Raw genomic sequence first — 678 nt, forward strand, 5'->3', positions numbered from 1 at the left:
GCCGCGGCGAGGCGGCGGGCGATCGCGGCGTACAGGCCGGCCTTCCAGGCGCCCCACGCGGCCGGTCCGGTGGCCTGGCCGTCGGCGATCGCCAGCGCGGCGAGCGTCTCCAGTACGACGGAGTCGCCGACCGCCTCGGCCACCGTCTCGATCGTCACCGGGTCGTCCAGGTCGCGGCGGGTCGCGGTCTCGGGCAGCAGCAGATGGTGCCGTACGACGGTCTCCAGCACCCGGACGTCGTCGGCGTCGAAGCCGAACCGCTCCCCCAGGTCCCGCGCCATCACCGCGCCGGTCTTGGAGTGGTCGCCGGGCCAGCCCTTGCCGATGTCGTGCAGGAGCGTGCCGACCAGCAGCAGGTCGGGGCGGGCCACGTCGCGCGTGTGGGCGGCGGCCCTCGCCGCGGTCTCCACGAGGTGACGGTCGACGGTGAACGTGTGCACCGGGTTGCGCTGCGGGCGGTTGCGCACGCGTTCCCAGTCGGGCATCAGGCGTTCGATCAGGCCGACCTGGTCGAGCGCCTCCCAGACGCCGATGGCGGGCGTTCCGGCGCCGAGCAGCGTCACCAGCGCGTCGCGCGCCTCCGCCGGCCACGGCACCGGCAGGGGCTGCGTCTCTCGTGCCAGCCGCTCGACCGTCGAGATCGCCAGCGGCAGCCCGGCCTGTGCGGCGGCCGCCGCG

The 678-nt window shown here is 75.8% G+C and carries 1 protein-coding gene; it reads right to left on the minus strand.

Annotated features, from left to right (window positions below):
* Positions 1 to 678 (minus strand): HD domain-containing protein (locus ACFFNX_RS51875; protein ID WP_378213881.1); only part of this gene is annotated, 678 nt, incomplete at both ends.

It is taken from the genome of Actinoallomurus acaciae (assembly GCF_042429965.1).
GTDB classification, from domain to species: domain Bacteria; phylum Actinomycetota; class Actinomycetes; order Streptosporangiales; family Streptosporangiaceae; genus Actinoallomurus; species Actinoallomurus acaciae.